The organism is Vibrio aphrogenes, assembly GCF_002157735.2.
Taxonomy (GTDB): domain Bacteria; phylum Pseudomonadota; class Gammaproteobacteria; order Enterobacterales; family Vibrionaceae; genus Vibrio; species Vibrio aphrogenes.
On record NZ_AP018689.1, the window covers coordinates 1,677,898 to 1,702,397 of the forward strand.

18 protein-coding genes, 1 tRNA gene and 1 pseudogene are annotated in these 24,500 nt (G+C 43.1%); 6 read left to right on the top strand and 14 right to left on the bottom strand.

The annotated features are described in order from the left end of the window. Window positions 1-19: 19 nt before the first annotated feature. From yegD to VCA1004_RS07660, 12 genes are all read right to left on the bottom strand, one after another. The gene (yegD, locus tag VCA1004_RS07605; RefSeq protein ID WP_086983461.1) at window positions 20-1,384 is read right to left on the bottom strand and encodes a molecular chaperone; all 1,365 of its coding nucleotides are present in this window, start codon (window positions 1,382-1,384) and stop codon (window positions 20-22) included. 165 nt (window positions 1,385-1,549) lie between these two features. Then, on the bottom strand, window positions 1,550-2,302 hold the full coding sequence (locus VCA1004_RS07610) for a siderophore ferric iron reductase (RefSeq protein ID WP_164520844.1): 753 nt from the start codon (window positions 2,300-2,302) through the stop codon (window positions 1,550-1,552). Window positions 2,303-2,622: 320 nt separating this feature from the next. Next, window positions 2,623-4,851, bottom strand: coding sequence for a TonB-dependent siderophore receptor (locus tag VCA1004_RS07615; protein ID WP_086983456.1), 2,229 nt, complete (start codon window positions 4,849-4,851; stop codon window positions 2,623-2,625). Between the two features lie 144 nt (window positions 4,852-4,995). After that, window positions 4,996-5,949 carry a helix-turn-helix domain-containing protein gene (locus tag VCA1004_RS07620; RefSeq protein ID WP_164520845.1) on the bottom strand — a complete coding sequence of 318 codons (954 nt, stop codon included), beginning with the start codon at window positions 5,947-5,949 and terminating at the stop codon, window positions 4,996-4,998. Then, a complete protein-coding gene (locus tag VCA1004_RS07625; RefSeq protein ID WP_086984645.1) occupies window positions 5,949-7,169 on the bottom strand; it encodes a tetratricopeptide repeat protein in 1,221 nt (406 codons plus the stop codon). The genes VCA1004_RS07620 and VCA1004_RS07625 overlap by 1 nt, the downstream gene beginning before the upstream one ends. 53 nt (window positions 7,170-7,222) lie before the next feature. Further along, window positions 7,223-7,927 (bottom strand): energy transducer TonB, encoded by a 705-nt coding sequence (locus VCA1004_RS07630; RefSeq protein WP_086983450.1) that lies wholly within the window; start codon window positions 7,925-7,927, stop codon window positions 7,223-7,225. A gap of 11 nt (window positions 7,928-7,938) precedes the next feature. Next, window positions 7,939-8,346: an ExbD/TolR family protein gene (locus tag VCA1004_RS07635; protein ID WP_086983447.1), complete on the bottom strand. Its 408-nt coding sequence runs from the start codon at window positions 8,344-8,346 to the stop codon at window positions 7,939-7,941. Next, the gene (locus tag VCA1004_RS07640; RefSeq protein ID WP_086983445.1) at window positions 8,343-8,888 is read right to left on the bottom strand and encodes a MotA/TolQ/ExbB proton channel family protein; all 546 of its coding nucleotides are present in this window, start codon (window positions 8,886-8,888) and stop codon (window positions 8,343-8,345) included. Before VCA1004_RS07640 ends, VCA1004_RS07635 begins: the two co-directional genes overlap by 4 nt. Next, the gene (locus VCA1004_RS07645; RefSeq protein WP_408646898.1) at window positions 8,888-10,261 is read right to left on the bottom strand and encodes a MotA/TolQ/ExbB proton channel family protein; all 1,374 of its coding nucleotides are present in this window, start codon (window positions 10,259-10,261) and stop codon (window positions 8,888-8,890) included. The genes VCA1004_RS07640 and VCA1004_RS07645 overlap by 1 nt, the downstream gene beginning before the upstream one ends. 8 nt (window positions 10,262-10,269) lie before the next feature. Then, window positions 10,270-11,106, bottom strand: coding sequence for a DUF3450 domain-containing protein (locus tag VCA1004_RS07650; RefSeq protein ID WP_086983440.1), 837 nt, complete (start codon window positions 11,104-11,106; stop codon window positions 10,270-10,272). A 256-nt stretch (window positions 11,107-11,362) separates the two neighbouring features. After that, entirely contained in the window at window positions 11,363-12,790 is a 1,428-nt protein-coding gene (gltX, locus tag VCA1004_RS07655; RefSeq protein WP_086983438.1) for a glutamate--tRNA ligase, read from the bottom strand. 395 nt (window positions 12,791-13,185) lie between these two features. Continuing rightward, complete coding sequence (locus VCA1004_RS07660) at window positions 13,186-14,622, bottom strand: multidrug transporter (RefSeq protein ID WP_408646899.1); 1,437 nt, start codon at window positions 14,620-14,622, stop codon at window positions 13,186-13,188. 628 nt (window positions 14,623-15,250) lie between these two features. On the opposite strand from VCA1004_RS07660, the gene VCA1004_RS07665 reads away from it, so the two are divergent. The 4 genes and pseudogenes from VCA1004_RS07665 (at window position 15,251) to VCA1004_RS07675 (ending at window position 21,095) form a co-directional block, all read left to right on the top strand. Beyond that, the gene (locus VCA1004_RS07665; protein ID WP_086983432.1) at window positions 15,251-17,995 is read left to right on the top strand and encodes a heavy metal translocating P-type ATPase; all 2,745 of its coding nucleotides are present in this window, start codon (window positions 15,251-15,253) and stop codon (window positions 17,993-17,995) included. A 116-nt stretch (window positions 17,996-18,111) separates the two neighbouring features. Next, window positions 18,112-18,987 carry a TraB/GumN family protein gene (locus VCA1004_RS07670; RefSeq protein WP_164520846.1) on the top strand — a complete coding sequence of 292 codons (876 nt, stop codon included), beginning with the start codon at window positions 18,112-18,114 and terminating at the stop codon, window positions 18,985-18,987. Window positions 18,988-19,319: 332 nt separating this feature from the next. Further along, window positions 19,320-19,571: pseudogene (locus tag VCA1004_RS15365) on the top strand (4Fe-4S dicluster domain-containing protein); the annotation flags it as partial. Between the two features lie 111 nt (window positions 19,572-19,682). Then, entirely contained in the window at window positions 19,683-21,095 is a 1,413-nt protein-coding gene (locus VCA1004_RS07675) for an FAD-dependent oxidoreductase (RefSeq protein ID WP_408646900.1), read from the top strand. A 45-nt stretch (window positions 21,096-21,140) separates the two neighbouring features. Here the strand turns inward: VCA1004_RS07675 and VCA1004_RS07680 are convergent, their stop codons facing one another. Together VCA1004_RS07680 and VCA1004_RS07685 are read right to left on the bottom strand one after the other, a co-directional pair. After that, window positions 21,141-21,653, bottom strand: a complete 513-nt coding sequence (locus tag VCA1004_RS07680) for an RNA methyltransferase (protein ID WP_086983425.1) — start codon at window positions 21,651-21,653, stop codon at window positions 21,141-21,143. A 241-nt stretch (window positions 21,654-21,894) separates the two neighbouring features. Next, window positions 21,895-21,971, bottom strand: a tRNA-Pro gene (locus VCA1004_RS07685). 334 nt (window positions 21,972-22,305) lie between these two features. On the opposite strand from VCA1004_RS07685, the gene smrA reads away from it, so the two are divergent. Together smrA and rluF are read left to right on the top strand one after the other, a co-directional pair. Then, complete coding sequence (smrA, locus tag VCA1004_RS07690; RefSeq protein WP_086983422.1) at window positions 22,306-22,887, top strand: DNA endonuclease SmrA; 582 nt, start codon at window positions 22,306-22,308, stop codon at window positions 22,885-22,887. A gap of 177 nt (window positions 22,888-23,064) precedes the next feature. Then, entirely contained in the window at window positions 23,065-24,117 is a 1,053-nt protein-coding gene (gene rluF / locus VCA1004_RS07695) for a 23S rRNA pseudouridine(2604) synthase RluF (RefSeq protein ID WP_086983420.1), read from the top strand. The last annotated feature ends 383 nt before the right edge of the window (window positions 24,118-24,500 follow it).

The following is a 24,500-nucleotide window of genomic DNA, read 5'->3' on the forward strand; positions in this document are numbered from 1 at the left end:
AGATATTCTATTCGTTTAATTAAAAAATCATCTGCGCCCAGCGTGCTAACCCAGCGGTGACCGAGCCAAAATAGTTACCACTGACCACTGGTACATTCGGTAGGGTAGCTTCTAATGCTTGGCGTAAAAATGGCGAACGCGCGCTCCCCCCTGTCATAAAAATTACATCCGGTTTTTGAGTTGCTTGCGCCATCACTTCCTTCACCAAATCCATCATTTTTTGAGTTGGAATATCAACCGCTTCAATCATTTGTGGCAATGTAATCTCTTGCTCTAAACATTCAGTCACGACCGACATCGATAGCGGATGGCAAGCATTATCGGATAATCCAATCTTCGCCTCTTCCGCTTTGCGCACTATTTGATAGCCTAAAGTATGCTGATAAGCCGCCAACAAGCGGGCCAATTTTTCCGGTTGTTTGGCTTCTTTATGAAGCAATTTTAATGCCTTAAAGTTTGCACTTTCATAAAAATCTTTTTGTGCCACCACATTATTGATGGCAATCGGGTTCCAAAATTGAGTAATGGGCATTTCAATACCCGATAACATTTGGGAGCCTAAACCAAATAATGGCATGATCTGTTTGAAAGCCAAATGAATATCAAGATCATTGCCACCAACACGCTGCCCGCTATGCCCTAATAAACTGGCGCTACGGTCGGTGTGATTCTGCCAACTTGGTCCCATCTCAATCAAGGAACAATCGGTCGTACCACCACCAATGTCCACCACCAAGACGGTTTGGTTTGTCGTTAAGGTGCTTTCGTATTCTAAACCTGCGGCTACGGGCTCAAATTGAAATTCGACATCTTGAAAACCTGCCCGAGTTGCAGCATGGCGCAGAATGGTTTCCGCTTGTTGGTTAGCCTCTTCCCCGCCACGGCCATGGAAGTTAATCGGACGGCCGATGACCGCTTGGGTAATGGTTTGCTGAGTTGAGATTTCCGCTTGCGTTTTGATGTTTTTCATCATGCTACAAACAAGATCTTCAAAAAAGACCAATTGCGTTGGGTGCAATCCACTTGCGCCTAAAAAGGATTTAGGAGATTTTACGTAATACACGTCTTGTGGATCAGAGAGATAAGTATCCAGTGCATGCTGACCAAATTGCACATCACCCAGTTGCAGCTCAATATCTTCTTCTCGATTTAAATTGATAGCACGACGTAACGCTTGCTCACCTAACGCATCTTTCGGTTTAGTGTCCATAAAACGAAATAGATATTCACTGACCGACTCACGTGTGGGCGCACAGATCGTTGATGGGATATAAGGAGTTGCGCTCTCAAGGCCGACGTTTTCTAGCGCTAATAATTGAGGTTGCCCTTGTTTCATCATTGCGACAGAACAATTTGCCGTCCCATAGTCAAAACCAATAAACATTGTCACCTCACCCATACCATAAAAAAAGGGCGCTGATATTAACGTATTTTGACTAAAATAACAGTAACCCAATGTCGCTGTGATTATCCGGCTCCATAATTAACCTCAGCTGTGGATGACTAGTTATTCTGCTCTTTAAACAATGGCAAATTAACTCGGCAATAGTTAACTCGACAATGGAAGTGTCGCTTTTCCTGCACGAGGACAATCAGGGCACACATCACGCCCCTCACAGCGATACACCATGCAACAGGTTGTTCGCACATAACACCATTGTTGAGAGGCTAAATCATAATGCAGTGAATCCATCGCTTTTAATGACAAACCAAAAGCGGTTAGCCATCGTTTGGCATGCTGAGGGATATAATCTTGCGGTAAGTCTTGATGCAGATCTTGTAACCGTAATAACGCCATCACCAACAAATCCGCCAAAATATGCTGGGTGAAACCGGGGCGAATTCTTACCGATTGATCTAATTGACTACGGTAACATTCAAACAATGGCAACAACTGTTCAGCGGCTTTTTGAATAAGCCACTCAGCACTGCCCTCTTGCATCGGCTGATCGTGCAATTTGAAGCCGGCAACAAAGTTAGCCTCGCCACGCCATTGTTGCGCCATACTCGAAAGCGAAGGGAGTGCTTGAATGCCATAAATACTAATAAAGCTAATATAAACCGGTTGCCAAACAAGCAACGTCCAGGTGCGGTTTAACCAATATGCATGGCCTGCTTCAGGATGAGAGAGCTGAAGTTTAGCGTAAATATCGTGTAGTAATTCTTGATTGTTATGCTCCGCAAGTAACCAATCATCACCTAATGGAGCTTGCATGAGTTCATCATGGAACAATTGACCGCTAAGATAGGGCGTCACATGGTCGGCATAGTGGAATAATTGTTGGTATCTAGGATCACTCACAGCAAGGCTCATCAAACTCAATTACGTTAAGCGTAATGATACTAATTTTCATTTATATTAAAAAGTAAAAAGATGTTTAAAATGCGCGAAAGTTGTTTCATGTGCTGTGCTGTGACTAATATGAAAAGATATTGCCGAAAGAAAACCGTCATCCTGAAAAACGAGGTACGAGTGTCGTTCAGGATGACGAGCTTTTTTAATTTGTCGCTTTTTCTCGTAACAGATAATTTACCCGCAACACCAAATGTAGCGTTCACTCAACAAAAAAGAGCCAACCAACGGCTAGCTCTTTACAGTAATTTGATAAGTGATGCTATATGCTAGAACTTATAATCAAACTTCACTTCAACGGTACGCTCTTCACCATACCAACAGTTCGCCGTGTCATAGCAACTGAAAGTATCTTTATCAAACAGGTTATTCACACTTAAGTTCAGAGCAGCACCTTGTAAATCACCGCTAATATTACTTAAGTCATAACCTACCGAGAGATCCACAACAGTATAAGCAGGAACCGTATCTGTATTGGCGGCATCCATTTGACGCTCACCGATATAACGTGCACCCGCACCTAAGCTTGTACCCGCTAACAGACCATCATAGAGATAATAGTTCGTCCATAAGGTTGCTGCGTTTTTAGGAACATAAATCGGTGTTTTACCTTCGTAACCACCTTCACTATCTTTGGTAATTTCCATGTCAGTGAAAGTATAACTGGCAGACACATCCCAATTAGACGTTAACAGTGTTCTTCCTTCTAACTCAATACCTTGAGATCGAATTTCACCAATTTGCAATTCAGGTCCCCAAATATCTTCAGGGTTCGCCATCAAGACATCACTTTTAATAATATGGAAAACCGAAGCAGTCATGGAGGTAGCATAATCTGCCGACGTATATTTCACGCCCCCTTCAATTTGTTGGCCAATTTCAGGGTCGTACGCTTGACCATTACTATCAGTCCCTGCCGTCGGTTCAAAGCTCGTCGCATAGTTAATATATGGTGACCAACCTGAATCAAACTCATACATGGCTCCGATACGGTAAGAGAAATTATTTTGGTCCGTTTTAGTTAAACTTCCAACGTAATCACTGCTCGCTTGATAATTATCAAAACGACCACCCGCCATTAAGATCACACGATTAATACGCATTTGATCTTGGAAATAAAAGCCCAGTTGTTCAAGCTTAACTTTATCGATATACACACCAGATGCCGTCACTTGCGAGCGATCGATTTGGTTATTATTCGGTGCAAACACATTAAAACTTGGTGCCGTTGCACTATTGCCATAACTATAACTGGTGTAATTTGAGCTGCCTTTTAAGTGTTGGTAATCCACACCCAATAATAAATTATGCTCAACCGCACCAGTGACCACGCGACCTGATAACTGGTTATCAATAGTAAAGCCTTCCGACTCTTCATCAGTGCTATAAATGTAACGATCTAAGCTTCCGGTTGTTGGATCCCAGCCGCTTGCCACATGATACGTATTCTCTTGATATAGATCGGCTTTCATGAAACGCGCGTTTTGCAAGAATGACCAATTATCATTAAATCGATGATCAATCTTGTAGCCTGCCATCCAGAATTCGCGTTCAAACTTACTCCAGTTTTCATCCCCCATTGAGGCATTTTTATCAATACTGCCATTCGGATTATCCCACACCGAACCCGAAGCAGGCATCGAAGAGTTCATGCCCATGTTTGGATCGTTCTGATAATAAAAATTGAAGTTTATAAGGGTATTATCAGTCACATACCAATCAATAGAAGGGGCAAAAACATAACGTTCTTCCGTCGTATTATCGACTTGTCCATCACGATGAGAGGCTAAACCAATCAAACGATAATACACATTGGAGTCACCAAATTGGCCGGTAGTATCAATCGATGCTTTGGCTAGGTTACGAGAGCCGGTAGCCACAGAGACATCGGTATGACTTTCTTTTTGCGGAGACTTGGTGATTAGGTTTACCATTCCGCCGGGAGGCATTGCGCCATATAACACTGAACTTGGGCCTTTGAAGACTTCTACTCGCTCTAATGCAATCGGGTCAATTTGTGGCTGTAAATTCCATCCCGTTAAATACTGCAACACTAACCCATCGTAGTACATCTGGTTATTTTCAAAGCCGCGAATGTTGTAGTTGTCATACATGGTGACACTGCCACCTTTTAACTCCGCATTCACGCCAGGTGCATAACGTAGGACTTGTTGTACCGAAGTCGCGCCACGGTTTTCGAACTGCTCAGAGTCAATAACGGAAATCGACTGTGGCGTTTCTTCTGGTTCCAATGAGGTTTTGGTCGCGGTGTTACGATAGGTCTGGCCGAGTACCGTAATGGTTTCTTGCTCGCTGACTTCTTGCTCATTGGCGAGGTCAGCCGCATACAATGAAGGCGCAATCAGAATACTGGTAACCGCTAAGGCAACCGGAGTAATGCAAGGGATAGTTTTCAAATAACTGGCTTTTAAAGAACTAGCTTTTAAAAAACTAGCTTTTAAAGAATGAGTTTTAAAATCTTGGTCAAATAAAGACATGTTTTCTTCCTAACAGCAGTTTCATTTCTAACAGCAAAGCGTTAGCCAAGCAAACTAACGATAATCATTATCATTTGCATATATTACGATGTTGCTGGATAAGAAAGTTAACAATTTGGTGCATGTTAAGAATGAGAATGGCATTTATATCGCTTCAATCGGTAACCAATATTCCATCTTGGCCGCTTTATCTTGAATTTGAAAATCGGCAGGATAGATTTCCAATTCAAAACCATCCACACCACAATAGCCACTTTGGGGTAACCAATGAGTAATAAGCCATTGCAATTGTGACTTTAGCCCCTGAATAGGCCCTTGATAAGTCAAAACTGCATAATGTTGTGGCGGGATGCTAACTGACTTTAATAGACCTTGTGATATGGCTGTTTGAATAACTGGACGACTCAGCACCTCTTCGTGTAAATCCTCTATTCCGATGGATGCCCAGTACACTAAACTTTCAGCGTTTAGAGAAAAGGTGTCGATCACTCCATAGCGAAGCCCGCTTATCTCGGCTTGAGACAAACCAAAATGTTCAAATTGCTGCCAAATATTCGGTACACTGGTTTGAAAATCCGGTTGCGAAGCAAATAAACCACTAATGCTTCCTGGGTGACCTAACAATTCAAATGTATCTTTAAATTCCACTCGGATCTGAGTAAAGGTATGATCAAAATAAGGATTACTTGAATCTGAGCGCTCAATTTGGGAGAAGGCTAAAGGCTGTCTTAGCCCTCGGCGAATCGCTTGTTTACGGTAGGTTCTTGGTGAGCAATCAAAAAATTGTTTAAAGGCACGGCTAAAGCTGATTTCAGAATTAAAGCCAAATGTTAATGCGACATCCAAAATTCGCTCATTGGGGTGCGTTAATAATCTTTCCGCGGCACGACTCAATTTTAATTCACGGACATATTGCGCCACATTGATGCCGGTTGCGGCACGAAATACACGCTGTAATTGCCAACGTGACCAACAACTCTTATCGGCCAGTTCTTCTAATGATAAAGGCAAAAAAAGGTGCTGATGGATATATTCCAGCACCTTTTCTATACGAGTGAAATGGGGAGTTTTCGCTCCTCCTTTTGCATCATTCGCCACTATGATGCCATCTCCTGCTTCTGTAATTTATTCTGCAAGAAAACAATCCAAGTTTGAGCAGAATCAGAAGGCATTTCTTCATTTAACCGTTTTGCTTCCGCCAAAGCATCGTTGTATTGAGTGAGGCGATAGAGCAATTGAATCTTGGCTAAACTATAGTCTTTTTTATTGGCATAAGGCTTTGCTTTTTCAATAACTTGAGCCGCTTTTTGATAGTGCTTTTGTTGTAAATATAACTGAGTTAATGGCCAATTGTATTTGCTATTACGCTGTGCCAGTGCTTCCCAAGTCTGGATAGCTTGTGGCCATTCACGCGCCATTTGATAATAGTAAGCTTGTGTTTTTTGATTCTGTTGAGTTTTACTATCAGGAAATGCCTCAAACATTTCTTGTAAAATTCGAGCCCCACGTTCTGGAATTTTATTTTGAGCATAAAGCTGAGCCAGTGTTTTGTAATCGGATGCACTAAATTCAACATTTTGTTTTTTCGCTAACGCATAAGTGTCCAAAGCTGAAGTATTTTTACGTTGTTGCAATTGAACCGAAATTTGTTGCTGCCACCAAGCTTTATTATTGGGTTCGATACGAATCAAATTACTCAGCGTCCCTTCAGCATGTGCCCATTGTTTGAGTCTTAATTCGGCAATCACTTGCATACGTAACGCTTGCAAACGCTTTCGTGTATCTGGTGCTTTGTATTTAACAATAGCCGAGCGTACTTGGTCCCATTGCTGTTGCTGATAATAGGCAGCAGCTAAACGAAAATACACCTCATTGACGTCTTTGGAAAATTGCGGTTTTTCTTGTGCCGTCGGCGTGTATTTTATCGCTAAAGTATTTCGATATTCTTTTACAGAATGAGCAAAATCTTGCTGAGAATACAAAATATCAGCCAACATACGATTTGCTTGCCATTGCACTTTGGGCTCTAAAGCCTTGAAGCCAACAGCTTTTCTTAAACTGGATATTGACGATTTAGGTTGTTCGGCTTGCCAGTAATAAATCGCCAGCACACGCTGCACAAACGCTTTATCGTAATCTGTACTCGGATCAAAATCACGCAAGACTTCAATGGCTTTATCCAAATGATCTTTTTGAGCTAAATCATTCGCTTGGGCTAATTTCGCCCCCGCATAGGGAGTCAAACCCGCAGCAAAACTATTCAATGGCAATAAGGCCAAACACGCTGTGACACCATACAGTGCCCCGGTTTTTTTCATCTTGAAAAGCCATGATTTAAAAATTGATACTTTCATTTTAAATCCCATGTACCTTATCGATTGATCTTAAATTCAATTTTGACTTGTTGACCAGGTTGCTTCACCGCTTTACCCCCTTCAATTTGAGGTTGGTACTTCCAGTTTCTTAATGCTTGAACCGCAGGGCGAACAAACGCTTTACTTGGCTCAGCTTGTACCACTTGAATATCTTCAGGGCGACCTTGCTCATTAATCGTAAAAGACATCACCACAAAACCCTCCACTCGACGCTTTAACATGCGAGAAGGGTAAGCCGGTTCCGCGCGGTATAGAGGCATTGCTTGTTGCTGTTGCCCTACTCCTGTACCAATTTGTCCTGCGGCTACCGGAGATGAATGATTGATATTCATCGCTGGCATATTGATCGCCACATTAGAATCTGAAAACGTCATGGTGGTATCAATGGCCACTTGAGGAGCTTGCACTTGTGGCATCGCTGCTGTCGGCGTTTGTGGTGTCGCCAATTGTTGAGGCTGCTCCGGCACTTTAGGTGGCTCAGGTAACGGGCGCTGACGACGCTGTGAGTCAGAATCTTGCTCTTGCATAATCACGTCAAAGGCCAGTGGCGCTTGATCACCTGAAACATTGGTTTTCACACTGCCCACCATCCACGACATAAAAGCAAATAACGCAAAAGCCGTGATTAACCCTAATGGAATCGCAATCAATAATCTGAATGACGAACGGTTCATCTTATGTGCTGTACTGCTCACACGCATGCGTTATACCCTTAAGACTTATTTGCTGTGGCTAAAGCAATCTTTGAAATTCCGACACCTTTCGCTGCGTCCATCACCGCAACTACCGTACCATTATAAGCATGCTGATCGGCTTGAATCACAAGACTGGCATCGGGTTTATCGCTCACAATACGCTCTAAAGCGGCGCTCACACGCTCAACATCAACACGTTGTTTATCGATATACACATCATTGGCCGCCGTCACCGCAATAAAAATACCAGCATCTTTTTGTGCGGTGGCATGTGACGCTTGTGGGCGATTGACTTCTACCCCAGATTCATTGACAAATGAACTCGTCACGATGAAAAAGATCAACATGATAAATACGATATCGAGCATGGAGGTTAAATCCACTTGTGCTTCTTCTTTTGCTTTTGCAGGACGAACTAATCTCATTCGCCACTCCTTAATTGTTGTTCTAAGTGCAGCTCTTTACGAGTAGCCACTTTAACTAATCGAGAATGGGCAAACATGCCAGCCAAGGCGGCAACCATGCCAGCCATTGTCGGCAATGTTGCCATTGAAATACCAGATGCCATTAACTTTGGATCGCTACTGCCTGAAATAGACATTAAATCAAAAACAGTGATCATCCCGGTAACCGTTCCGAGCAGCCCAAGCATCGGGCATAAACTGACTAAGGCTTTAATAAAGTCTAAGTGTTGAGTGAGCATCACATGAGCTTGCTGTAACATCCCTTCTTTTTGCGCTAAGGCAAACCATGAATCATGTTCAGAACGTTGCTTCCATTGTGCAACCCATTGGGCTTTTTGATGACGGTAAGAGACGCTTAAATAGACGATGCGTTCGATGATTAAAATCCAACACAAGAGGACTACCGCAGCTAACCACCACAACACTTGCCCGCCACGAGACATGAACTCCATTAAATGCGAGTTCATCAAGTCAGGAAATTGGATGGAAATCCACGCTAACATTAGGCACTTGCCCCCGCCAATTCAGACGTCGTTAGTGCTTTATCTGATTCTATTTCAGCGCGACTTGCTACTAAGCTAACACCTTGTTTTTCTAAGGTATTACGAATGACTTCCGCACGGTTTGATAAGATATTATGAGCCAACAGTAACGGCATCGCTGCCACTAAGCCAAGCACGGTGGTTACTAGCGCCATCGAAATACCACCCGCCATTACAGTTGGGTCGCCATTACCAAACTGCGTGATCACTTGGAAAGTTTCAATCATACCGGTTACCGTACCCAATAAGCCCAGCATTGGCGCCAGCGCAGCAAACAGCTTCAACATAGACAAGCCACGTTCAAGCCCTTGTTGTTCATCTAAAATACTTTCTAATAAACGCAGTTCTAGCGACTCAACAGATTGCTTTTTCTCTTTATTGTAAACATGCAAAATGCGGCCAAGTGGATTATCGTCAGTTGGGTTTTCAGGTTGCTTTAGTTGTTTAGAGATTTGTTGCTGAGTAACACCTAAACGCACACCACGCACGATGGCAATCACAAGTCCAATCAGTAAAAGCGCAATAATAATTTGACCGACAATCCCCGCTTGGTCGATACGTTGCATCAGCGTAGGCTGGTGGGCGTATTGTTCCAACATGACACCACGAGTTGGGTCAAGCAAGATAGATTGAGCGGGCTCCGCTTTAAAGCTAGATAATGTTGGTGTGTTAGATGGCAAAGCGAGATAGTCAGAGGCTTGTTGACGATTAAAGTCCCACTTAACATACCCTTGCTCAGCTAATAAAGCCATATCACCCAAACGCAACGCTGGGATAGATTCCGTTTTACCATTGCTTTGTACATACGGGATCGTTACCGCACTCAATTGACTGCCCGTTTCGACTTTATATTGCATGGCATGCCATAAACCATTTAATAACGTCAATGACGGTAAGCTATCGGTGCTGATCACTTTATCTAACTGAGTATTAAAAACTTGACCTTGTGGCCCCAGTAATGAGTTTTCATAGCTGAGTTGGAGCTCTTTGGCCGCCTGACGAACCACACCAAATAGCTCACCTAAACTGCCAGTTGCCAATTGTAATTCTTTGCTTTTTTCTGCTAAGACTTCTTCATTGGCGGCAAAGGTATCACTCAGTTGAGCATTTTCTCGTTCAATTTGCGCCAATTGTTTGGCTAATTGATCGCGTTTTGCTTGTAGCTCTGCACGCTGTTTGCTGCTTAATTGAACACGTTGTTGGTTGTGACTACGTTCTACCTGTTGATCCGCTTTCGCTTTATTATCCAGGTTGGCAAGATCATCGGCAGAGGCAGTAAAGCTCAAACTTGCACTGATCATAACCATGCAAAGTGCTGCATATTTTAGAGACAGGGACTTCATTATTTTGTCTCCTTAAGGTGAGTGTCATTTGAAGTAGAAATTTGGGTCACTGAAAGCGGTAAGGTAAGTAAGCTTGGCGCTTGTTGTTTTTGTGCTAAGGCATACGCTTTATTAATCTCAACCTGTTGCTCATTGTTCACGGCTTGCCATTGCTTCACATCTTGCTTCCATAACCAAGCGTGGCTGGCATCTTTACTGCGAGCGACTAACACCATTTTACCTACATACAAGACATCCACTTGACGTTGGTCATCATCAGATAATTGAATTTGGCCTTCATAAACCCCAATTTTTGAACCGTAATCCAATTCAATTTGATAGGCTTCTAAAATACGTCGATATTTCTCAGCTTCAGAGATATCCGCACGTCCCATCAAAGTCTTTAAGGCCGCTAAACGTTGTTGACGGCTTTCAAGTCGTACTGGCACACCTTGTTCAATCGAAGATTGTAAACCATCAATCATGTGATACATCAAAGGTACTACCCCTTGACGTGTCTCAGCAATATTGACTAATTGCTCATCAATGCTCTGTTTTTCAGCTTCTTGACTTGCCACCAATTTTTTCAAATGCGTTTGGTATAAAGACAAATTGTCGACTTGATCTTGTAAGCTTTCGACTTCAGCGAGCAATTGAAAGCTCTGATCTGAATTGGTGTCTATTTTCTTTTGGGCGGTTTGGGCAGCCTGATTGGTTTGACGTTCAATATTACGTGCATTGTCTAATGAATCTGCAGAAGCTGAACAAGAAACCGCAAGTAGGCTAGCTAAAGCAAAACCTTTTAGCGTCATAGTATGGTCACTATGAGAAAACGAGATTGATGATGGAAACAACATGATTAAGTCCGTTCGATATTATGACGTCAGATAAACTAACGGAATCCCATAAGGAATTCAGTAAGGCGGATATTCTATACGATAAAAAGAGAAAAGTTAATGATAATAGTTACCATTAAGAATGGAATTTCAAAATATCCTTGATAAAAATCAGCTTTTTGTCGATTTTTATGCCATCTATAAAAAATGCCGATCTTATAGACCGGCATTAGGAATCGTTCTGAGATAATGTGCGTATGCACTGTCAGAGATGATGTTATTGAGCGTTAGCTTCACGTTCAGCGATGAAAGCAAGTGCCATTTGGATACGAGCAACCACACGAGCTTTACCTACAAGGTGCATAACCGCATCAACAGATGGCGATTGACCACCACCGGTTACCGCAACACGAAGTGGCATACCAATTTTGCCCATACCAATTTCAAGTTCAGCACAAACAGCTTCAATCACGCCGTGTAGATTTTCAACGGTCCAATCTGTTAAAGCTTCAATTTTTGCAAGCGCTAATTCTAGTGGCTCTTTTGCGACACCGCGTAAGTGTTTTTTCGCAGCACCCGCTTCAAACTCAGAGAAATCTTGGTAGAAATAACGTGATTGCTCAGCTAATTCGATTAAGGTATGACAGCGTTCGCCAACTAACTTAATAACTTCCGTAATTGCTGGACCGTTGTCTAAGCTGATCGATAAATGATCTAAATGCCATTGTAAATGTTTCGCTACATACTCAGGCTCAGAAGTCTTGATGTAATGGTTGTTCAACCAAAGCAACTTATCGGTATTAAATGCCGACGCGGATTTACTGATCGCATCCAAGCTAAAGAATTCAATCATTTCTTCACGAGAGAAGATTTCTTGGTCACCATGAGACCAGCCTAAACGTACTAAATAGTTATTCAGTGCATTAGGTAGGTAACCTTCATCACGATATTGCATTACGCTCACTGCACCATGACGTTTTGATAATTTAGCGCCATCATCGCCTAAGATCATCGCACAGTGTGCAAAAGTGGGTACAGGAGCACCTAACGCTTCATAAATGTTAATTTGACGAGGCGTGTTGTTAATATGGTCTTCACCACGAACCACGTGAGTAATTCCCATATCCCAGTCATCGACAACCACACAGAAGTTATAGGTTGGTGAGCCGTCAGTACGACGAATGATCAAGTCATCCAATTGGCTGTTAGAAATTTCAATACGACCACGGATTTGATCATCAAAAACCACTGAGCCTTCTTTTGGGTTACGGAAACGAATCACACAAGGATCGCCTTCTTTGGCTGCTTGATTCACGGCAACAATTTTTGGATGATTCGCATCATAACGAGCCATTTCTTTATTCGCTTCTTGCTCAGCACGAATTTCGTCTAACAATTCTTTTGAAGCATAACATTTGTAAGCTTTATCTTCGGCAAGCAGTTTATCCACCATTTCGTTATAACGGTCAAAACGCTTAGTTTGATAATAAGGACCTTCATCCCAATCCAACCCCATCCAGTTCATGCCTTCAATAATGGCATCTACCGCTTCTTGGGTTGAACGTTCTAAATCAGTATCTTCAATACGTAAAACAAATTCACCGCCTTGGTTTTTTGCATAAAGCCAAGAATAAAGAGCCGTACGTGCGCCACCAACGTGAAGATAGCCTGTTGGGCTAGGGGCAAAGCGAGTTTTAACCGTCATGAAAATTACCTTATCAATTCTTTTATAAAAGAGGAGAAAGAAGACTTGCTGAAAATACTTAGCCATACAGCATAAAAAGTTGGCTAAGTAAGCAAAATAGTGACCATATTCTAGCACCCTAAGCTAGGCACTAAAATAGCCAATCAGGAATTTGCTTGATAAATAGCTTAGAGGGATGACTTTAGTGCAACATTAGCGCCAAGCCTGAGCATGAATCGCCATTTAACCTACTTATAATTAGCCTACCAATAAAAAAACAGGAAACGCCGAAACGCTTCCTGTTGGTTTGCTATATCAACATTTAGGATAACGATGAACGAATGGCGGCCACCTTCATTCTGCAAGTGGCACTTTTATACACTAAGTACCACTTGGCTTGTTCGCTATATTTTCCTTTATTTTACGTTAAAAGGAATGGTTAAGGTGACTTTTAAGTCATTCTCATCTTGGAAGGCATTTGAGTAACCAACCCAGCTGTCAGCGTTTGAATCATTCACGTAATGAGTGTAATAGATTCCAAAGTTAGCTCCAGCTAGTGCGCCATTTTGGATAGCGTAGTTAACAAAAGCACTGCCTGAGTATTCGACTAGCTCATCGTAACCTTCTGCTTTCGCACCGAAGGCATAAACACCGTTTAGGCCAATAGATAGACCCTGAGCACCTAAGTCAGAAAAATCACGTTTTAACTCAGCAAAGAAGCCTAGCTCACCATCGTGGTTGAAATCCGAACGGTTGTTCCACCAGATATCGTAAGCACCGTTTGAACCACCATAAGCTTCAGTCAAGCGGTAAGCCATGTTACCAACGTTACCACGAGTATCTTCTGAATCCGCAGAAGTATAGGTACTCTCTAAACGTAGACCATATTGACCATAGGTTTTCGCGGTTAATAATGCAGCTTGGAAAGCGGTTTTATCATATTGATTATCATCATCGACAACATAGACTTGTGGCGAAACATACCAACCACCATCTGTTGTCCACTTAAATTTCACATGCGCATTTTTACGGTCACCATCGGTTAAACCGGCATAAGCCACATCTAACAGCATTTGATCATTAATGGTATAACGCATACCGATTGAGTAAGCATCGCCCGCATCTTCAGCGGTTGGGCCTGTACCGGTACGGAAATTGTAATCGTGCTTATACCAAGGCGCTTTATAAGCATCAGCGTATACAAAACCGAGTGCGACTGGACCATAGTTGACACCAATTTCGCCCCCTTCATAAGTACCAGCCGCATAAGACCAGTTCACGCCCATTGCCGTTGGTACGGACGGTTGGAAATAACCGCCACGCGCAGTAACGTGTTCACCAAACTTGAATTTTACTGCGGCGGTTTGGAAAGCTGCGCCGTTATCCGTACATGAAGAGTCCCATGTTCCTTCACAACCCGTATTGGAGCCAGGAGTCATGTCATAAGGGTTATCGACGTTCCAAAAGTTCATTTCATGGTCAGGAGAGCCGTTATTCCACATATCAAAGGTGCCATAGACGTTGATATCTAAACCCACAACATCGGCGGCATAACCAGATTTAATATCTAAACCCGTATAAATCGAACCATGATCAAGGTTGGTGTATTTTGGTGTTTGATGGCCATCGACAATTTTGGCGCGAGTACGATCACGCATCCAAATATTAACAGCACCATTTACGGTTGCATCTTCAAAAAAACCGCCTTCATATGGTTTTTCAGGAATACCTTCACCCGCCACAGCAGGATCATTAGGTGCTACGTCATCAGCCGCTAAGGCTGTCGTTGAGTAGGCTGACACACCTAAAAGTAAAGACGCTACGGCTGTGCTAAGCACTGTCTTTTTAAACATTTTCATAGTTTTCCCCTATTGTTTTTATATTTTACTAAGCCCATCTAGCTGGTGATGTTGCTCAATAAAGCTCACATCCAAATCATGCCACCTTTTTTTTCGACGAAAATTCAAATCAATAAAAAATATGACCCTGTTCAAACCAACCTGAACATAAAAAAACATATTCAATACAAATCAATAGGTTACATTGAATGTAAAAATAGATAAAGCTGAGGCAATGTGAGTCAAATCACGTGAATTTATATATTCTTACCTTTATCCCGATCAGCATCACAACGAATTTATATCCACACAAAATATAAGTTCATTGTAAAAAGGGAAAACATGATCAAGAGCACAAAAAAAATCTCGTCAAAACCGTTAATTACCTATTAATCAATAGCTTGAAACAATTTATCAACATCAATGAGCGTTATATTGACATTTATCACTTGCTTTTTAAGTCACGACCTGTGCAATAAAGCATCAACTTAATTTTTATTAAAAATAAACAACAATAAAAATAACATCCGTCGCTATCAATAGAGGTAAATATGTATCTCTTAATGAGTCATTTTAAGGTATTGACCTTTACCTTAAGGGAGGGTTTATAGTGTCTTCATTGAAACATAAGTGGAGTAAAAATATGGCTACTCAACAGTATCAATTGCAACTCGATGGCTTAAAATGCATGGGGTGCGCAAAAAAAACTAAAGCAAAATTAGAAACCCTACCGAATACTGCCGTACTTGATATCACGCCCCAAACGGCCCAAGTACAAACATCAGCTTCATTGACTGACATTAACCAAGCTTTGGATGAATTTGGCTATCAAGCGCAAGCGGTCTATCAATTTCATCTGCAAGGGCTTAATTGCGGTCGTTGTGTGGCAAAAGTAGAAACGGCACTGCAAGCAATCCCAAACCTTCAAGACTATCAAGTGACTAAAGAGACTTTACAAGTTGTAGGTCAGGTTGAGCAGCGCCAAATCATAGCAACGATTGAGCAACTTGGTTATCAAGCTCTTCCAACGTCAGACAATTCAAACTCAGATATTGCTTGCTCAGATACCCCATCCGCTCAGCCAATAGAGAGCATGAGTAGTGAGCCGCAATCCCATTCAGAATTAGAGTCTGACAATCTTGCGGCTTTACACTTTTTAATTTCTGGTATGACTTGCGCAAGTTGTGTGTCTTCCGTTGAAAAAGCTATCGCGACACATCCGCAGGTTGCGCGAGCTCAAGTGAATTTGTCGGAACAAACTGCTTGGGCTTATACCAAAGAAAGCTCACCACAACTGATTGATGAACTCATTGAACGCGTAAAACAAACTGGCTATCAAGCGGAGTTAATCAAAGATGATGAACAAATGCGTGAGCAGCAGCAAACCCAATTTTCACAAACTCAGCAAACCCATCGCCGCAGCGCCATTGCCGGTATAGGTATTGGGGTGCCGTTAATGCTATGGGGATTACTGGGTGGTAGCATGATGATTACGAGCTCCCAATCACAATGGGGATGGGGAATCGTTGGCCTTATTTGTCTCTTCTTGCTTGCCACCGCAGGGCGTTCTTTTTTCACCAATGCGTGGCAAGCGTTAACACACCGCCGTGCGACAATGGATACCTTAGTCGCGCTTGGCACCGGCGCAGCTTGGCTATACTCAATGTTGGTAGTATTAATGCCTTCATGGTTCCCAGAGCCCGCTCGCCACGTCTATTTTGAAGCCAGTGCCATGATTATTGGTTTGATTTCTCTTGGTCATTATATTGAAGCAAAAGCGAAAGCACGTACCACCGACGCCCTACAAGGGTTAATTAACCTACAACCCAAAACCGCCGTTCTTTATAATCAAGGTCAAGAACAAACCATCTCGGTAAAAGACATTCAATCGGGGATGATTTTGCGCGTGAAGCCGGGTGAACGTATTCCGGTAGATGGTGAAGTCATAGAAGGTGAATCTTATCTTGATGAAGCCATGCTCACTGGCGAACCCATCGCAGCATTAAAACAGCCTGGCGATAGTGTCTTTACCGGAACAATTAACCAAGATGGCCGCTTATTGATCAAAGCTACTATGGTTGGAGAACAGACCACACTGGCACGAATCATTCAGTTGGTCCGTCAAGCACAAAGCAGTAAACCGGCACTGGCACGCTTAGCGGATCAAATTTCGGCAGTCTTTGTTCCCACCGTTATCGCGATTGCCATCATTGCCGCCGCCGTGTGGTACTTGGTTGGTCCTGAACCACAAATCAGTTACATGCTCGTAGTGGTAACCACGGTACTGATTATTGCTTGTCCTTGTGCTTTAGGACTCGCCACTCCATTGTCAGTGACCGTCGGTGTCGGTAAAGCCGCTGAACTGGGCGTATTAATTAAAGATGCTGAAATTCTACAAACCGCCAGCCAAATTCAAACCATCGTATTTGATAAAACCGGCACGCTCACCCAAGGTAAACCAAGTGTCCAATCGGCTACGCTATTGTCAGATGATCACGCTACACTCTGGCAGCATATCAACCTATTAGAAGCACAATCAGAACACCCATTAGCCCAAGCGGTATGTCATTATGCACAACAAAAGTTGCCAGTTGAGGCCAATCAACCCTCAACGATTAGCCATTACCAAACAGAACGTGGCCTTGGGGTAACTGGCACGATAAATGAACAACAATATTGGATTGGTAGCCCACGCTACTTAGAACAGAACGGCGTCGACTTAACCGCGCATCGCACTGAGCTAAATCGACTTGAACAACAAGCACAAACCCCGATTTTAGTGGCAAGACAAACACAATTAGTAGCAATTATTGGCGTATCTGACCCCGTTCGAGACGAGTCAAAAGCGACGATTGAACAACTACAAAAAATGGGCATTGAAACGGTTTTATTATCAGGCGATCACCCATCGGTAGCTCACGCGATTGCTCAACAACTGGGGATCGATAAAGTCATTGCAGGTGTTATGCCTGACCAAAAAGCAGAGCACATTAAAGCCTTGCAACACAATGAACATGGGAAACGTATAGTGGCTATGGTCGGTGATGGGATTAATGACGCCCCAGCCTTAGCGCAAGCCGATGTGGGGATTGCGATGGGCAGTGGCTCAGACATTGCGATTGAAAATGCCAATATGACGTTATTGAAATCGTCCCCATTAGCCGTCGTACACAGTATTGAGCTATCGAAAGCAACAGTGCGCAATATTAAACAAAACCTATTTGGTGCCTTTGTTTACAATAGCTTAGGTATTCCAATTGCCGCTGGTGTGTTATACCCCTTCTTTGGGGTGATGCTAAGCCCCGTTGTTGCAGGTGCTGCCATGGCTTTATCCTCAATCACGGTTGTAAGTAATGCTAACCGACTACGATTATTTCAGCCTAAATAATCGCACTCATGGGGAAATCACACCTCTCGCATTCCAATAAAAAATAATAGAAAAGCATAGTTTGAGAATTTCCTTCTCATGCTATGCTTTTTATTTTAAATCCATTTAGGCGAATAATGAAAAACTGGCGTCCATTGCTCTTATCCTTTTTATCTCTTCCTTCTTTATGGTTTAGCTATAGCGCTCAAGCCGAACCCTTAATCTGGAAGGCAATAAAAGGCGAACAACAATTACTCTTGCTCGGAACCATTCATTTGGGCGATCACAGTATGTATCCCCTTCCTGCTGTTGTAACGCAATTTCTAAAAACCAGTGATGGATTGGTCTTAGAGACCGACACCGAAGAACCCCCTGAGATCAACTTAACCGATGCTTTATTAACCCGAGAAGTACTCGATGAGGCGCAACAACACCAACTTCAAGCCCTTGCCAAGAAGTTAGCTCTGAATCCACATACGTTACTCAACCTACCCCCTTGGCTCAGTGCAGTAACCATTGAGAACACCGCCTTCCAAAAGCTAGGTTATGATGCCCACAATGGCGTCGATCAAACCTTATTACGCCAAGCACAGCAGCTTAATGTTCCGTTATTAACCCTAGAAACCATGGCAGAGCAATTACAGATTTTGCAAAGTCTGCCACAAAATGGCAAAGACTTATTAATCGCCAGTTTAGAGGCCGAATCCAGCGATGAAACTCACCTTTATCAATGTCTTGTTCAAAGCTGGAAGCAAGGTGACCGTGAGCGTTTATTACACCTTCTCACCACCTCCGAGTGGGATGATGAGGTAAGCCAACAACTGCTCTATCAACGAAATCAACGCTGGATATCCCGCATTACCAATCCTAGCTTTTTATTACCTCAAGGGAAGTACCTTGTCGCGGTAGGCACATTGCATTTTATTGGGCAACAAAATTTACGCCAACTCCTCACTGAGCATGGTTACCACGTCGAGCAAATAACAAAAAGTAAACCGGTAGATTGCCAGTAATACTTGGATTAATCGCCACAACACTGACTCAAATCATAAATTGATTAACCACATTAGAAATGATGTTATTATTTTGATATAAATTGGTGAGATAACGATTCACTCAAGAAATCGAACTAAGCAATCATTAATCGGACTGCCTTTGGAATCCCTCCTGCTAATGTGAGTAAACCATGAATAAATTTATCCTCGCCAATGCACAAGAATGCATAGGTTGTCATGTCTGCGAAATCTCCTGCTCTGTAGCTCATAACCACCAGCAATGGCCAGCTCGCCGTTCAGAATTTCAGCCTAGAATTTGGGTACATCCGGCGGGTGATAAATACGTCACCATGACTTGTCGACACTGCCAAGATGCACCTTGTGTTAAAGGATGTATGGTAGGAGCGCTGTCTCATCAAGATGGCATGGTGCATTTAGATGAAAGCAAGTGTACTGGATGCAAACAATGCCAGATCGCTTGTCCATTCGGGGCAATCTCTCTGGTTGAATCACCACGAGGCATTGCTCAAAAATGCGATCTGTGCGAATCGACACCTCAAGGGGCTCCGCAATGTGTCGCGAACTGCCCGACACAAGCTTTGCAACTGGCTGATGAAGATTACCTTCAACAATTAAGAACCGAAAGACAACTTGCCTGCTTAACCCCAAGAGATTGGAAGGCAGGCACTAAAGCACTCAAACGTGACGTTTTATTGGATAAACCAGCTAGAATTGGTGCCACCAAACTTGCCGCTGCAGAGCGCAAACAACACTTTGAAGAAATCTATTTCCCATTTGATAAATCAACGCTCGACTATGAAGCCGACCGTTGCTTGCATTGTGCCTCTAAAGCCAATTGTAACTGGACATGCCCTTTACATAATGCCATCCCAGAGATGATTCAATTGGCCCGGGAAGGGAAGATTATTGAAGCGGCAGAGCTCTCTCACCAAACCAGCTCATTGCCTGAAATTTGTGGCCGCATCTGCCCGCAAGATAGGCTTTGTGAAGGAGCTTGTACCATGACTCCTTATTCAGGCTCCGTCACCATAGGTAATATCGAGCGTTACATTACTGATAATGCTTTAGCCCAAGGCTGGCGTCCTAACTTGCAACACGTAACTCCACGTAAAGAAAAGGTGGCCGTGATAGGAGCCGGGCCTGCAGGCTTAGGCTGTGCGGATGTTTTAGCCCGCCAAGGAGTGCAAGTAGATGTTTATGATCAGCACCCTGAAATTGGTGGCCTGCTGACTTTTGGTATTCCCTCATTCAAATTAGACAAAACGGTACTCGCCACGCGACGAGAAATTTTTTCTCAAATGGGCATTAATTTTTACTTAAATTGTGAAATTGGCAAAGATATCCAACTCGATGAGATCGTCGATAACTACGACGCTATTTTCTTAGGCGTCGGCACCTATCAATACATTGGTGCCGGGCTAGATAATGAAGATGCACCAGGCGTGATTCAGGCTCTACCTTTTTTAATCGCCAACACTCGCGAAGTGATGGGCTTACAAGAAAGTGATAAATTCCCGTGGGTAGAGGTTGAAAATAAAAATGTTGTCGTACTTGGCGGTGGTGATACAGCGATGGATTGTGTGCGAACCTCGATTCGCCGTAACGCCAAAAGTGTCACTTGTGCCTATCGCCGCGATGAAGCCAATATGCCGGGCTCAAAAAAAGAAGTCACTAATGCAAAAGAGGAAGGCGTCCAGTTACAGTTTAACGTTCAACCTCAATATATTGAAGTTGGAGAACAGGGACAAGTAACAGGTGTCGGCATGATTCGTACCAAGATGGGTGAAGCTGGGCCTGATGGTCGCCGCCGACCGGTGATTATTGAAGGATCTGAATTTATTTTACCCGCTGATGTTTTGATCTTAGCGTTTGGTTTTCGCTCTCATGCCATGCCGTGGCTAGAGGGACATGGCATCAAACTCGATCAATGGGGAGGTATTATCACTCAAAGTGATACGCCACTGAGCACCCAAACTACGAACCCTAAGTTTTATGCTGGCGGCGATGCCGTACATGGTGCCGATTTAGTCGTCACCGCCATGGTAGCTGGAAGAAATGCCGCGCAACAAATGGTTCAAGTCTTTGAGCGTCAGGAGCAGCATTAAGCCGCTGCTCTCGCTCCCTCTTCCACTTCAGTACACCGAAATAGGTTACTTTACTTGTAGCTTATTTCGGTTATCTCGGCTTTTACGAATTAATTCATCCCCTTGTTCCACATTCTTTGATTTTGCCAAGCGGTCATAAAGCAACACATTAACCGTTGCCGCTAGGTTCATACAACCAACCGTCGGCACATACACCACCGCATCGGCATGAGAAACAACACCTTGGTCAATGCTGCCATCTTCTGGCCCAAAGACATACAAAGCCTTTTCAGGGTGTTGAAAATCCGGTAATGGGATCGCCCCTTCAGCCAATTCCACACACACAATCTGAGTATCAGGCTCAAGAGCTTGCAACATATCATCCACCCCTTCCAGTGGAATATGTCGCGCTGCACTTTTGGTGTCAGTATGAAACTTAGCCGCTTTTTCGTAACGCACTCCCGTATAGCGTACCGCATCAGCGCGGTAGCAGCCTGCGGCGCGCATCACTGCCCCCACATTCGATGGGCTCTTGGGATTAGTTAAACCGATAATAACGTGAGAATTTGAATGGTTCATTGGCAATATCTAGAAAAAATGGAAGCGGCGATAATAGCAAATAATTGTAAGCAGGCGAAGTGAGGATAGAAATGAGATAAAAAACAGAAAAGAAGCCTCAAAATAAAGACAGGCAAAGAGGAGGCAAAAAAACCACCCCCTGACTAAGGTGGCTTTCTTCATTATGCTCACTGAAGAGCTAAGATTTTAACGGAATAGAAACGAAAAAGGCTCTGCATTGCTGCAGAGCCTTTTTCTAATATGGTCGGTGAAGAGGGATTCGAACCCCCGACCCTCTGGTCCCAAACCAGATGCGCTACCAAGCTGCGCTATTCACCGAGATTTTTGCTTTAACTTTTAGCTAAAGTCTTCTAGAGGCTAGTATTTTTAACTCTAGACATTCAACAATGTGTCGCTGAATGAGCTGCGTATAATACGGATTTATTCAGCGTTAGCAAGCGTTTTTCTGTAATTATTTTGATATTTTAAAAAAATCGGTTTGTTTGCTGATTTAATAATCAAATTCAATTTCATTCTGATCACTGACCGCTATAATCGGCCTATACCAATCAATATTGATAATGCCGTTATCAAGCCTGTTGAACAATAAGACTAAAACGATAATCGCTACGATTGGCCCTAATATCCCCATCCTGTAATCATGGTGCCGAAGATGAATGATGATAATGATGTAGACTTATTCCAGCAAATGATGGGCGACGTAAAACCCATCGAACAAGACACCACCGTTCGCTTGAAAGAAAGAACCATTACCGAAGCTCACCTCGCTCGACGTCAAGCAGCAGTATCACTTGCTGATGAATATGATGAATATCTTTCTCTTGATAATGCCCCCATGCTCAAACCGGATGATATTTTAGAATACAAAAAAGACGGTGTGCAAGATGGGGTCTTCCGTAAACTGCGCCTAGGTAAATACCCGATCACCGCTAAGCTGGATCTGCATCGCCGAACCTTAGAACAAGCTCGAGATGATGTAGTGTCTTTTTTACGCCAAGCTCAGCGCCTAGACACTCGCAGTGTGTTGATTGTTCATGGCAAAGGCGAACGTTCTAACCCTCCGGCTTTAATGAAAAGTTATTTGGCCGCATGGTTAGAGCAAATTGCAGAAGTCATGTGCTTTCATTCTGCGCAACCTTTTCATGGTGGCAGCGGTGCCGTTTACGTCCTAATTAAAAAAAGCGCCGAAATGAAACTCGACAACCGCGAGCGTCATCAAAAGAGAATGAGTTAACCCGCCCTTTTGCACTAAAGAGGCCGATTTGTATTAATCTGTCTCTTTTTCTACCAAGCTGCTAAACTTAGCCCGCTTAATCGCACATACTAGCGCTTAACTATACATTACCGCTTTACCATAACACTTAGACTGTACGGTGAGCACTTCCGTTGTGAAACGTCAAAAGAGAACATTATGACTGATCAAACTTCTGCTATTCGTTTAAATAAATTCATTAGTGACTCTGGTTTTTGCTCACGCCGTGAGGCTGACAAGCTGATTGACCTAGGCCGTGTTACTATCAATGGCATCGTGCCAGAGATGGGCACCAAAGTCTTTCCTAATGATGAAGTTGAAGTCGACAACAAACCAATTCGTAGCAAAGAAAAACCCATCTATATCGCACTCAATAAACCAACGGGGATTACCTGTACCACCGAGCGTCATATTGAAGGCAATATTGTCGATTACATTGGCCACCGCAAACGCATCTTCCCCATTGGCCGCTTAGATAAACCGTCTGATGGTTTAATTTTCTTAACTAACGATGGGGATATTGTTAATAAAATTCTACGTGCTGGTAATGCTCACGAAAAAGAATACGTGGTACGTGTCGATAAACCGATTACCGATGAATTTATTCAAAAGATGGGCGCTGGAGTCGATATTTTAGATACCACGACACTGCCTTGCAAAGTCACCAAAGAAACCGACTTTTCCTTTCGTATCGTGCTGACTCAAGGTTTAAATCGCCAAATTCGCCGTATGTGTGAAGCATTAGGCTATGATGTCTACAAATTACGCCGCGTGCGCATCATGAACATCACTATTGATGGTTTGCCTAACGGTAAATGGCGTTATTTAAGTGATACTGAGATGGCAGAAATTCATAGCATGATTGAAGGATCAAGTGGTACGGAAGACGCTTCTAAAGTTGTGGTTGATGGCAAACGCATCGCCAAGCCAACCGATGCTAAATTGCATGATGCTCGCCAGCAAGCTCAAGATGAAAAAGCCCGTGAGCAAAAAAATCAGCAATCCGGATTTAAAACCTACCGTGGAAAAGGTGAGTTTGAACGGAAAAGCCGTTCTTCACACAAAGATGGTGAACGCTCTGGTGGCAACCGTCGCCGCAATCAAGACACGCCAAAATCGGGTTCAAATTCTCAAGGTAAACCAGCCAATAAAGGCTCTCGCTTCGGTAATTCAAACAGCAGCACCATCAAAAAGTGGACACCAAAGAAATAACTTGTCTTCTTCCAAAGCAATGAATTAATTTCTCATAAACCGCCGATGAAACTAACTTTGTCGGTGGTTTAATCCAGTGTTTTCTTAAAACGTAATGCTGAAATCACAATCCCACCTACAGTAAAACACAACAGCTATATCACGTCTGGATAAATATCCCCTAACTCCGACCCTTTCCACACCAAGAGTCGTATAAGAGAAATATAATGCGTAGCGGGTAACGCTTGTGCAAATCAATGCACAAAAAATTAGCAGCAATGGATATAAAGAAAACAAATAGCCCAAAAAGCAGCCATTCAAACGTATTTTTAATAAAAAAAGGTTTACCTATTTTTTCAATGCGTTAAAGTACGCCTCGTTCCCAAGACAAACGGGAACGATGG

What these genes read in the sequence shown, in the direction of transcription:
- VCA1004_RS07660 (WP_408646899.1), bottom strand. Translation starts at nt 14,622, where the DNA reads ATGTTTAAAAAGACAGTGCTTAGCACAGCCGTAGCGTCTTTACTTTTA.
- yegD (WP_086983461.1), bottom strand. Translation starts at nt 1,384, where the DNA reads ATGTTTATTGGTTTTGACTATGGGACGGCAAATTGTTCTGTCGCAATG.
- VCA1004_RS07670 (WP_164520846.1), top strand. Translation starts at nt 18,112, where the DNA reads ATGAAAAACTGGCGTCCATTGCTCTTATCCTTTTTATCTCTTCCTTCT.
- smrA (WP_086983422.1), top strand. Translation starts at nt 22,306, where the DNA reads ATGAATGATGATAATGATGTAGACTTATTCCAGCAAATGATGGGCGAC.
- VCA1004_RS07680 (WP_086983425.1), bottom strand. Translation starts at nt 21,653, where the DNA reads ATGAACCATTCAAATTCTCACGTTATTATCGGTTTAACTAATCCCAAG.
- VCA1004_RS07615 (WP_086983456.1), bottom strand. Translation starts at nt 4,851, where the DNA reads ATGTCTTTATTTGACCAAGATTTTAAAACTCATTCTTTAAAAGCTAGT.
- VCA1004_RS07640 (WP_086983445.1), bottom strand. Translation starts at nt 8,888, where the DNA reads ATGTTAGCGTGGATTTCCATCCAATTTCCTGACTTGATGAACTCGCAT.
- VCA1004_RS07635 (WP_086983447.1), bottom strand. Translation starts at nt 8,346, where the DNA reads ATGAGATTAGTTCGTCCTGCAAAAGCAAAAGAAGAAGCACAAGTGGAT.
- gltX (WP_086983438.1), bottom strand. Translation starts at nt 12,790, where the DNA reads ATGACGGTTAAAACTCGCTTTGCCCCTAGCCCAACAGGCTATCTTCAC.
- rluF (WP_086983420.1), top strand. Translation starts at nt 23,065, where the DNA reads ATGACTGATCAAACTTCTGCTATTCGTTTAAATAAATTCATTAGTGAC.
- VCA1004_RS07665 (WP_086983432.1), top strand. Translation starts at nt 15,251, where the DNA reads ATGGCTACTCAACAGTATCAATTGCAACTCGATGGCTTAAAATGCATG.
- VCA1004_RS07630 (WP_086983450.1), bottom strand. Translation starts at nt 7,927, where the DNA reads ATGCGTGTGAGCAGTACAGCACATAAGATGAACCGTTCGTCATTCAGA.
- VCA1004_RS07650 (WP_086983440.1), bottom strand. Translation starts at nt 11,106, where the DNA reads ATGTTGTTTCCATCATCAATCTCGTTTTCTCATAGTGACCATACTATG.
- VCA1004_RS07625 (WP_086984645.1), bottom strand. Translation starts at nt 7,169, where the DNA reads ATGAAAAAAACCGGGGCACTGTATGGTGTCACAGCGTGTTTGGCCTTA.